General features: G+C 68.0%; 8 protein-coding genes and 2 tRNA genes. 5 read left to right on the forward strand and 5 right to left on the reverse strand.

Annotated features, from left to right (window positions below; genetic code table 11):
• Positions 1 to 331: response regulator (locus AC1D1T_RS26395; RefSeq protein WP_477992799.1), on the forward strand; the 331-nt coding region annotated here is incomplete at its 5' end.
• Between the two features lie 33 nt (positions 332 to 364).
• On the opposite strand, the gene AC1D1T_RS26400 is transcribed toward AC1D1T_RS26395, so the two are convergent.
• The 5 genes from AC1D1T_RS26400 to hrpA form a co-directional block, all read right to left on the reverse strand.
• On the reverse strand, positions 365 to 1,420 hold the full coding sequence (locus AC1D1T_RS26400; protein WP_477828630.1) for a DMT family transporter: 1,056 nt from the start codon (positions 1,418 to 1,420) through the stop codon (positions 365 to 367).
• 190 nt (positions 1,421 to 1,610) lie between these two features.
• Positions 1,611 to 2,108: a C39 family peptidase gene (locus tag AC1D1T_RS26405; protein ID WP_477992800.1), complete on the reverse strand. Its 498-nt coding sequence runs from the start codon at positions 2,106 to 2,108 to the stop codon at positions 1,611 to 1,613.
• A 317-nt stretch (positions 2,109 to 2,425) separates the two neighbouring features.
• Positions 2,426 to 2,502 (reverse strand) — tRNA-Arg (locus tag AC1D1T_RS26410).
• A 41-nt stretch (positions 2,503 to 2,543) separates the two neighbouring features.
• Positions 2,544 to 2,620: transfer RNA gene (locus tag AC1D1T_RS26415), tRNA-Pro, on the reverse strand.
• A 100-nt stretch (positions 2,621 to 2,720) separates the two neighbouring features.
• Positions 2,721 to 6,644: an ATP-dependent RNA helicase HrpA gene (hrpA, locus tag AC1D1T_RS26420; protein ID WP_477992801.1), complete on the reverse strand. Its 3,924-nt coding sequence runs from the start codon at positions 6,642 to 6,644 to the stop codon at positions 2,721 to 2,723.
• Here hrpA and argA point away from each other — a divergent pair.
• The 4 genes from argA to AC1D1T_RS26440 all read left to right on the forward strand — a co-directional run.
• Positions 6,643 to 7,983 carry an amino-acid N-acetyltransferase gene (gene argA / locus AC1D1T_RS26425; protein WP_047508943.1) on the forward strand — a complete coding sequence of 447 codons (1,341 nt, stop codon included), beginning with the start codon at positions 6,643 to 6,645 and terminating at the stop codon, positions 7,981 to 7,983. The genes hrpA and argA overlap by 2 nt on opposite strands.
• A gap of 51 nt (positions 7,984 to 8,034) precedes the next feature.
• A complete protein-coding gene (locus AC1D1T_RS26430) occupies positions 8,035 to 8,307 on the forward strand; it encodes an oxidative damage protection protein (protein WP_047508941.1) in 273 nt (90 codons plus the stop codon).
• A gap of 114 nt (positions 8,308 to 8,421) precedes the next feature.
• Positions 8,422 to 8,739, forward strand: coding sequence for an H-NS histone family protein (locus AC1D1T_RS26435; RefSeq protein WP_047508939.1), 318 nt, complete (start codon positions 8,422 to 8,424; stop codon positions 8,737 to 8,739).
• 130 nt (positions 8,740 to 8,869) lie between these two features.
• Positions 8,870 to 9,553, forward strand: a 684-nt coding sequence (locus AC1D1T_RS26440) for a hypothetical protein (RefSeq protein WP_477992802.1), incomplete at its 3' end; no start/stop codon positions are given.

Consider the following 9,553-nt stretch of genomic DNA (forward strand, 5'->3'; position numbering starts at 1 on the left):
CCTCGAACTCAAGCGCGACCTGCTGCAGCCGCACGGCTACGAGGTGTTGACGGCGTTGACGCCCGGCCTCGCGCTGCAGATGGCGCGCGAGCGGCTGCCGGCKCTGATCATCTCGGACGTCGGCATGAGCGAGGGCACCGGCTTCGACTTCATCCGCAGCGTGAAGGCCGACCCGCGGCTGCGCGACATCCCGTTCATCTTCCTGTCGTCGACGCACTGGAACGAGGCCTCGCRCCAACTGGGGCTGGAGCTCGGTGCCTTCCGCTACCTGCTGCGGCCGCTGGAGCCGGCACTGCTGCTGGCCGAGATCGAGGCCTGCGTGCGCCGTTGACGGCTCGCAGGATGGGCCGGCAGCGAGATCACCTCAATGCACGTGCCGATGGTGCTCATCGGGGACGTGCGGGTGTGCATGACGCATCGGCTCGTGACGGTGCGGATGGCTGTGCACCGCACCGGCTGGCAGTGCATCGTGGCCGTGGTCGTGGTGCCCGTCGTCATGGCGGTGGGCGTGTTCGTGCTCCAGTTCGTCGTGCTGGTGCTGGTGCTCGTGGCGCTCGACAAGATGCAAGACGATGCCGAGGATCATCAAGCAGGCCCCCGCCAGCATCCAGCCGCTTCCGCTGCGCTCCCCCAGCAGGAAGGCCAACAGTGCGCCGACGAACGGAGCGAACGCGAAGACGGAGCCGGTGCGCACTGCACCGAACGCACGTTGAGCGAGCAGGTAGAAGCGCAGGCTCAGCCCGTAGCCTGTCGCACCCACCGCAAGAAGGGCACCCGCCTGCCCGGCGGCCGGCACCGGTTCGTCGAAGGCCCCTGCGAGAGCGGCCGTTGCCATCGCACCCAGCAATCCCTTGTACATCACCACCTGGCCGGGATCGCGGTCGGCGACCCCGCGCGACAGCGTGTTGTCGACGCCCCAGGCTGCGGTCGCGGCGAGCACGGCCAGAAGCCCCAGGGTCTGGCTGACGCCTGCCGAGGCTCGGTCGATGATCAGCGCCATGCCGCCCAGCGTCAGCAATGTCATGGCCAGGAGGACGCGCCGGTCCATCGCCTCGCGGTACCAGAGCATGGCCAGCACCGCGGTGAATACCGCCTCCAGCGTGAGCATGAGCGAAGCGCCGGCTCCACTGGTGTGCTGCAGCCCCCAAGACAGCGCGACGGGGCCGACCGCGGCGCCAGACACCGCCATCAGGGTCAGCCGACCTGCATCGCTGCGACGGACGCGAGCCTCGTGCTCGACGGGACGGCGAAGCACCCATCCGACCAGGGCAGCGCCCGCATACAGCAGCGCCGCCGTGGTGAAACTGCCGACCCCCACGCCGAAACGCTGAACCAGCGGTGTGCTGGCTCCGAAAAGAACAGCGGCGACGAGGGCGATGAGGCCGCCGCGAAGCGCCGGCCGGCGGGTGACTCGATCCATGCCGGCAGCATGCCACTGACATGGATCAGAAGCCGCACGCTGCGCCCTCAGCCCCAATACTTGTCCGGCCGCAGCGGAAGACCCGTCGCATAGCTCGGCGAACCCGGCGGGGTCTTCGTCGGGTACAGGTTCTTCAGGTGCACCTCGGGATTCATGGAGGCACCGGAACCGTCATAGGGCTGCCAACCCGTCAGCAGCTGCGAGACGTGGGCCTGGATCGGTACCCCTGGGCGCCTGGATCCGCGAGCAGCACGTTGTTGTTCCGATCGATGGACAGCACGTTGACGGCGTGCTGGAACGGCTGCATGTGCTGGTCCGTGCTGGTGAGCTGCAGTGTCATCGGATGCTGCTGGCTGAGCTCGTGGCGGATGGTCTGTGCCAGGCGCAACGCTTCCTGCTGGGTCTGATCGCCGGGGCTCATGTGCTCGAACGGGATCTTCCCGTTGTCCATGCCGTAGTGCTTGTAGACCTTGCCCGGGTTGCCGGGCTGGCCCGGCGCCACGCCGATCGCGTGGGCAATCTCCTGCTGCGAATGCTGCAGGCCGTAGTACGCCATCGACGACTGGCTCGCGGCATTCCAGCACGACTGGGAGTCCTGCTGCTTCTGCATGCCGAGCGGCAGTTGCGGCGGCATCGAGCCATTGGTCTTGCGGCGCGCCGACGTCGGCATGCCCAGCGGGGGCTGCATCGCAGGCCCGCCTTGCGGCATCGGGCCGTGCGGCTGCTGCGGCGCATGCGGCACCGGTTGCTGCGGTCTCCCGTAGGAGGTGGTGGGGTAATGGAAGGTCGGTGGAGGGAACCCGGTAGGCATGATCGTTGCGGCGAGCGCGGCGGTGGTTGCGACGCTTCCGATTCTGTTCAGCCCGCGCCGCCGCGACCGTCTGGTGAAGCGAAGTGGTGTCCGGCAACGCGAGATCGCTTGCGGCGAACCATCGATTGGCTCTCTTGATCGGCTTGCCCGGTGGCCGCCGGTGTCGATCGCCACCGCGTCCAGGTCGTTGATCTTGGCCTGCCCGGAGGGACTCGAACCCCCGACCTGCTGCTTAGAAGGCAGCTGCTCTATCCAGTTGAGCTACGGGCAGCGAGGGAACAGGCTGAGGGCCTGCAGATGGGAGAGAGTTGATGGTCGGGGTGAGATGATTCGAACATCCGACCCACTGGTCCCAAACCAGTTGCGCTACCAGGCTGCGCTACACCCCGAACCGGCGCATTGTAACCAGCGCTCGCAGCGATTCGGGCCGCTCGCGCACCGGAACAGATCGACTTCGCATCGAATTCCGTCCGGCCTCCGCTGCATCCGTCACACCGTCAGCGCCCCCAGCGCCTTCTCCAGCCGCTTCACGCTCACCGGCTGCGGCGTGCGCAGCTCCTGCGCAAACAGGCTGACCCGCAGCTCCTCCAGCAGCCAGCGGAACTCCTCCAGCCGCCCGTCGTGCACGCCCTTGCGATCGGCCAGCAGCCGCAGCCAGCGCTGCTCCAGCGGACGCAGTTCGGCCAGCCGCTGGGCATCCCGCGCCGGGTCGGCGCGCAGCTTGTCCAGCCGCATCACCACGCCCTTCAGGTAGCGCGGCAGGTGCGCCAGCTGGGCCCACGGCGTCGCCCCCACGAAACGCTYCGGCACCAGGCGTGCCAGCTGCGCCTGCACGTCGTCGGCCACGTCCTTCGGCGCCCGCGCATCCTTCAGCTTGCGCTGCGCCGCGGCGAATTCGGTCAGCACCACGATCACGCTGCGGGCGATCTCGTTGGCGATCAGCGTCAGGCGCCCTCGCCCTTCGTCGATGCGCCGCCGGAAGGCCTGCGCATCGGCCGGCAGCGGGTCGGCAAGGAACGCGCGGTCGAGCGCCAGGTCGATGATCTGCTCGCGCAGTTCCTCGGCCGTGCCCAGCGGCATGTACAGCACCGCCATCTTCTGCAGGTCGGGGATGTTCTTCTCGAGGTACTTCAGCGCGTCACGGATCTGCAGCGCCACCAGCCGCCGCAGGCCGGCCCGGTGCTTGTGCGCCGCCACGTCGGGCTCGTCGAACACCTCGATCTGCACATGGCTGCCCCGGTCGATCAGCGCCGGGAACCCCACCAGCACCTGGCTGCCGCGCTTCACCTCCATCAGCTCCGGCAACTCGCCGAAGGTCCAGTCGGTGTAGGTCGGCTCGGGCGCTTCCGCCACCGGCGCGCTCGCGCGGCCCGGCGCCGTCCTGACGACGATCGTGTTCGCTCCCGCCGGCGTCGCTGCGGCAGCGGGTGCCGTGGCCACCGCCGGCCGCAGCACCGCCAGCGCCTGGAACGCCGACCGCGCCTGCCCGCCCAGCTCGGCCTTCAGGCTGGCGAGGTTGCGCCCCTGCCCCAGCTGCCGGCCGTTCTCGTCGACCACGCGGAAATTCATGAACAGGTGCGGCGACAGCTGCTCGAGCTTGAAGTCGTTGCGCTTCACGTCGAGCTGCGTCTTGTCGCGCACCGCCTTCAGCAGCACGTCCACCAGGCTGCCCGTGCCGAAGCCATGCGCCTCGTGCACCTGGTCGACGAAGCCCTGCGCATAGTCCGGCAACGGTACCAGCCGCGAGCGCGGCCGCTGGTGCAAGGTCTTCACCAGCGCCAGCACCTTGTCCTTCAGCATGCCGGGCACCAGCCATTCGCAGCGCTCGTCGCTCACCTGGTTCAGCGCGTAGATCGGCACGGTGACGGTGACGCCGTCCTTCGGGTCGCCCGGGTCGTGCAGGTAGGTCGCGCTGCAATCGACGCCGCCCATGCGCAGCGTCTTCGGGAACGACGCGGTCGTGATGCCGGCCGCCTCGTGCCGCATCAGCTCCTCGCGCGTCAGGAACAGCAGCTTCGGCTGGCGCTGGCTCTCCTCGCGGTACCAGCGCTCCAGGCTGTGGCCGCTGCACACGTCGGCCGGCAGCTGCTGGTCGTAGAACGCGTGGATCAGTTCGTCGTCGACCAGCACGTCCTGCCGGCGCGACTTGTGCTCCAGCTCCTCCACCTGCGCGATCAGCTTGCGGTTGGCCGCAAGGAAGGGCAGCCGCGTCTCCCACTCGCCGTTCACCAGCGCCTCGCGGATGAAGATCTCGCGCGCCGCCACCGCATCGACGCGCCCGAAATTGACGCGCCGGTTGCTGYAGATCACCAGGCCGTACAGCGTCGCCCGCTCCAGCGCGACCACCTCGGCCGCCTTCTTCTCCCAGTGCGGTTCCAGCAGCTGCGTCTTGATCAGGTGGCCGGCGATGCCCGGCAGCCACTGCGGCTCGATGTTGGCGATGCCGCGGCCGAACAGCCGCGTCGTCTCGACCAGCTCGGCCGCGACGATCCAGCGCCCCGGCTTCTTGCCGAGGTGCGAACCGGGGTGCTTGTAGAACTTGATGCCGCGCGCGCCGAGGTACCAGTCGTCCTCGTCGCTCTTCTGGCCGATGTTGCCCAGCAGCCCGGCCAGCATCGCCAGGTGCAGCTGGTCGTAGGTGGCCGGCAGCGTGTTGAGCCGCCAGCCGTGCTCGGCCACCACGGTGTGCAGCTGCGAATGGATGTCGCGCCACTCGCGCACGCGGCGGGGCGAGACGAAGTTGTCGCGCAGCAGCTGCTCCTGCTTGCGGTGCGAGAGCTTGTGCTCCTTGCTGCCGCCACGCGCGTCTTCGAGCCACTTCCAGAGCTTCAGCGTGCCGAGGAATTCGGAACGGTCGTCGTCGAACTTCTTGTGCGCCGCATCGGCCGCCTGCTGGTGCTCCATCGGCCGGTCGCGCGCGTCCTGCACGCTCAGCGACGACGCGATCACCAGCACCTCGGCCAGCGATTCGCGGTTGCGCGCCTCCAGGATCATGCGGCCCACACGCGGGTCGAGCGGCAATTTGGACAGCTCGCGGCCGGTCGGCGTCAGCTCGTTCTGTTCGTCCACCGCGCCCAGCTCGTGCAGCAGCTGGTAGCCGTCGGCGATCGCGCGGCGCGGCGGCGGCTCGAGGAACGGGAAGTCCTCCACCAGCCCGAGCCCGAGCGACATCATGCGCAGGATCACGCCGGCCAGCGACGAGCGCAGGATCTCCGGGTCGGTGAAGCGCGGCCGTTCGCTGTAGTCCTTTTCGTCGTAGAGCCGGATGCAGATGCCGTTGCTGACACGCCCGCAGCGCCCGGCACGCTGGTTGGCGGCCGCCTGGCTGACCGGCTCGATCTGCAGCTGCTCGACCTTGTTGCGGTAGCTGTAGCGCTTGACGCGCGCGGTGCCGGCATCGATCACGTACTGGATGCCCGGCACCGTCAGCGAGGTCTCGGCGACGTTGGTGGCCAGCACGATGCGGCGCGCGCTGTGCGGCTCGAACACGGCATCCTGCTCCTGCTGGCTCAGGCGCGCGAACAGCGGCACCACCTCGACGCCCGGCGGGTGGTGCTTGCGCAGGTGCTCGGCCGCCTCGCGGATCTCGCGCTCGCCCGGCAGGAACACCAGCACGTCGCCGGCGCCCTCGCGCCACAGCTCGTCGACCGCATCGCCGATCGCGTCGTTCAGGCCGTATTCGCGCGATTCCTCGAACGGCCGCCAGCGCTGCTCGACCGGAAACAGCCGCCCCGACACCTGGATCACCGGCGCCGGCCCGTGGCGCGACGCGAAGTGCTGCGCAAAGCGGTCGGCATCGATCGTGGCCGACGTGACGATGATCTTCAGGTCGGGCCGGCGCGGCAGGATCTGCCGCAGGTAGCCGAGCAGGAAGTCGATGTTCAGGCTGCGCTCGTGGGCCTCGTCGATGATCAGCGTGTCGTAGGCCTTCAGCAGCGGGTCGGTCTGCGTCTCGGCCAGCAGGATGCCGTCGGTCATCAGCTTGACGCTCGCGCCGGGCGACAGCCGGTCTTGAAACCGCACCTTGAAGCCGACGTGCTCGCCCAGCGGCGTGTTCAGCTCCTGCGCGATGCGCTTGGCCACGCTCGATGCGGCAATGCGCCGCGGCTGCGTGTGGCCGATCAGCCCCTTGCCGCCCGCGCCCTTGCCGCGGCCGAGCGAGAGCGCGATCTTCGGCAACTGCGTGGTCTTGCCGGAGCCGGTCTCGCCGCAGACGATCACGACCTGGTTCGCCTCGATGGCCTGGGCGATCTCGTCGCGCCGCGACGACACTGGCAGCGATTCGGGGAAGGTGATTGGCGGGACAGGATTGGCCACCGGCGTTGGGCCGCGGCGCGGGGCAGAGGTCACTCGAAGCCTTCGTGCAAAATCGTCGATTATTTCAAACTGCGGCCGGTCGTGCGGCCACGCCATGAACCTCGTCTTCCCCCACACCTTCGTGCCGTGGTTCCGTTCGGTGGCGCCGCACATCCATGCGCACCGCGGCAAGACCTTCGTCGTGGCCATCGCCGGCGAGCTGATCGCCGCCGGCAAGCTGTCGGCTTTCGCACAGGATCTCGCGATCCTGCATGCGATGGGCATCAAGCTGGTGCTGGTGCACGGCTTCCGGCCGCAGGTCGAAGAGCAGCTGCGCGCCAAGGGCCACACCTCGCGCTTCAGCCACGGCATGCGCGTCACCGACCCGCTCGCGCTCGACTGCGCGCAGGAGGCCGCCGGCCAGCTGCGCTACGAGATCGAGGCCGCCTTCTCGCAAGGCCTGCCGAATACGCCGATGGCGCACAGCCAGATCCGCGTCGTCTCCGGCAACTTCATCACCGCACGCCCGGTCGGCATCGTCGACGGCGTCGATTTCCAGCACACCGGCCTGGTGCGCAAGATCGATGCGAGCGGCATCCGCAAGCTGGTCGAGATCGGCGCGCTCGCGATGCTGTCGCCGTTCGGCTTCTCGCCCACCGGCGAGGCCTTCAACCTCAGCATGGAAGACGTCGCCGCCAGCACGGCGAGCGAGCTGCAGGCCGACAAGCTGATCTACGTCACCGAGGTGCGGGGCATTCCGCTCGACCCGCTCGACCCCGACAGCGAGATCGACCAGGAACTGGGGCTGGCCGACGCCCGCAAGCTGCTCGCCGGGCTGCCCAACCCGATGCAGCCGACCGACACCGCGTTCTACCTGCAGCACGCCGTGAAAGCCTGCGAAGACGGCGTCGAGCGCGTGCACATCGTGCCGTTCTCGGTCGACGGCTCGGTGCTGATGGAATTGTTCACCCACGATGGTGTGGGCACGATGATCGTCGACGAGAAACTCGAAAGCCTGCGCGAAGCCACCTCCGACGACATCGGCGGCATCCTGCAACTGATCGAGCCGTTCGAGAAGGACGGAACCCTGGTCAAACGCGACCGGACCGAAATCGAGCGAGATATCGACCATTACACCGTCATCGAACATGACGGCGTCATCTTCGGCTGTGCCGCCCTGTATCCGTATCCCGAGGCGCATACCGCCGAAATGGCCGCGCTGACGGTGTCCCCGAATGTGCAAGGGCAAGGCGATGGCGAGAAAATACTCAAGCGCATCGAACAGCGCGCACGCGGTGCCGGGTTCGACAGCATTTTCGTGCTGACCACCCGAACGATGCATTGGTTCATCAAGCGCGGCTTCAAGCAGGTCGACCCCGATTGGCTGCCCGAGGCCCGCAAGCGCAAATACAACTGGGACCGGCGCTCCCAGGTTCTCGTCAAGAAACTGGCCTGATCCGCCGGTTTCGTTTCACGACATTACAAACAGATCGACAGGAGTTACGTCATGGCTCGAATGGTGCAATGCATTTACCTGAAGAAAGAGGCCGAGGGCCTGGATTTCGCGCCGTATCCCGGTGAACTGGGCAAGCGGATTTACAACGAAGTCAGCAAGGAAGCCTGGGCCGCCTGGATGAAGCACCAGACCATGCTGGTCAACGAGAACCGGCTGAACCTGGCCGACCAGCGTGCCCGCCAGTACCTCGCCCGGCAGATGGAGCGGTTCTTCTTCGGCGAAGGCGTCGAACAACCTGCCGGATATGTTCCCCCGACACCCTGACGTCCCCTGAAACTGGCAGTTTCCCTGCCGGCGAGTTTCGCTTGGCTTTTGAAGGTTTCCTGAATTAGAATCCCGGCGCCGGCACATATAGCCGGGTTCAACAGGAAACCATCGATGACCACGTTGCAGGATTTGCTCGCCAAGAAGGCTGCCCTCGAGCAGGAAATCGAAGCCACGCAAAAGCGTGAACGCCAGGATGCGATTGCCAAAGTCAAGTCGCTGATGAACGAATACGGCCTGTCGGCTTCCGACCTGACCGGCAAAAGCGGCACCAAGACCGGTGGAAAATCCGGCGCCAGCAAGGGTGGCAAGGTGGCGGCCAAATACCGCAACAACGCCACCGGCGAAACCTGGAGCGGTCGCGGCCTGCAACCCAAATGGCTGAAGGCGGCTGTCGCTGCCGGCAAGAAACTGGAAGACTTCGCGCTCTGATCCGGGCGTGCCGATTCCGGAAATCCGTATCGATTCCATCGGCTGACCGATACCCGCATCTGCGGGGTATCGCGCTCAGCCCGCCGGAAGCGTCGCGGGGTACATTCGAAAGCCTCCTCACGACGCCCACGTGCCCGTTTTCCGACAGCCCACCCTGCCCGTCATCCTGCTGCCGTCCACGCGCCTGAGCGTCTGGGCCTTGCAGGCGGTGTTGGCGTCGCTGGCCTGCCTGGCCCTCGGTCGCTGGGGGCTGTCGATCCCCCTGCTGAATCTTGTCTCGCCGCTGCCCTGGCTGCCCGGCGGCCTGGTGCTGGCCGCGCTGCTGCGCTGGGGTGCCGGCATGGCGCCCGGCTTGTGGCTGGCCGGTTGCATCGTGCTGCTCGGCTCGGACCTGGCGCCCTGGCAGGCCGCCGCTGCGTCGGGTGCCGTGGTCGGCGCCGGCCTGCTGTCGGCGCTGTTGCTGCGCCGCCTCGGCTTCGTCGGCAGCATCGACAGTTGGCGCGATGCCGGGCTGCTGCTGGGCGTCGGCGTGCTGCTGCCCACGCTGGCCGCGGTGGCCACGGCCCTCGTCTGCCTCACCGTCGACGGCACGCTCGACCGCCAGGCGTGGCTGCCCGCGGCACGCACCGTGGCGCGCGATGCACTGGCCTGCGCGCTGCTCGCGGTGCCGCTGCTGGCCTTGTCGCGCAACACGCTGCACCGGGCGTTCGCGCAGTGGCGCTGGCTCGCGAGCGTCGTGCTCGGCGCAGCGGCCTTCGCCGCGGCCTGGGCCTTCGCCCGCCACGGCAACGCCCCGGCGATGCTCGCACTGGCC

It is taken from the genome of Rhizobacter sp. P2_H3 (genome assembly GCF_056403355.1).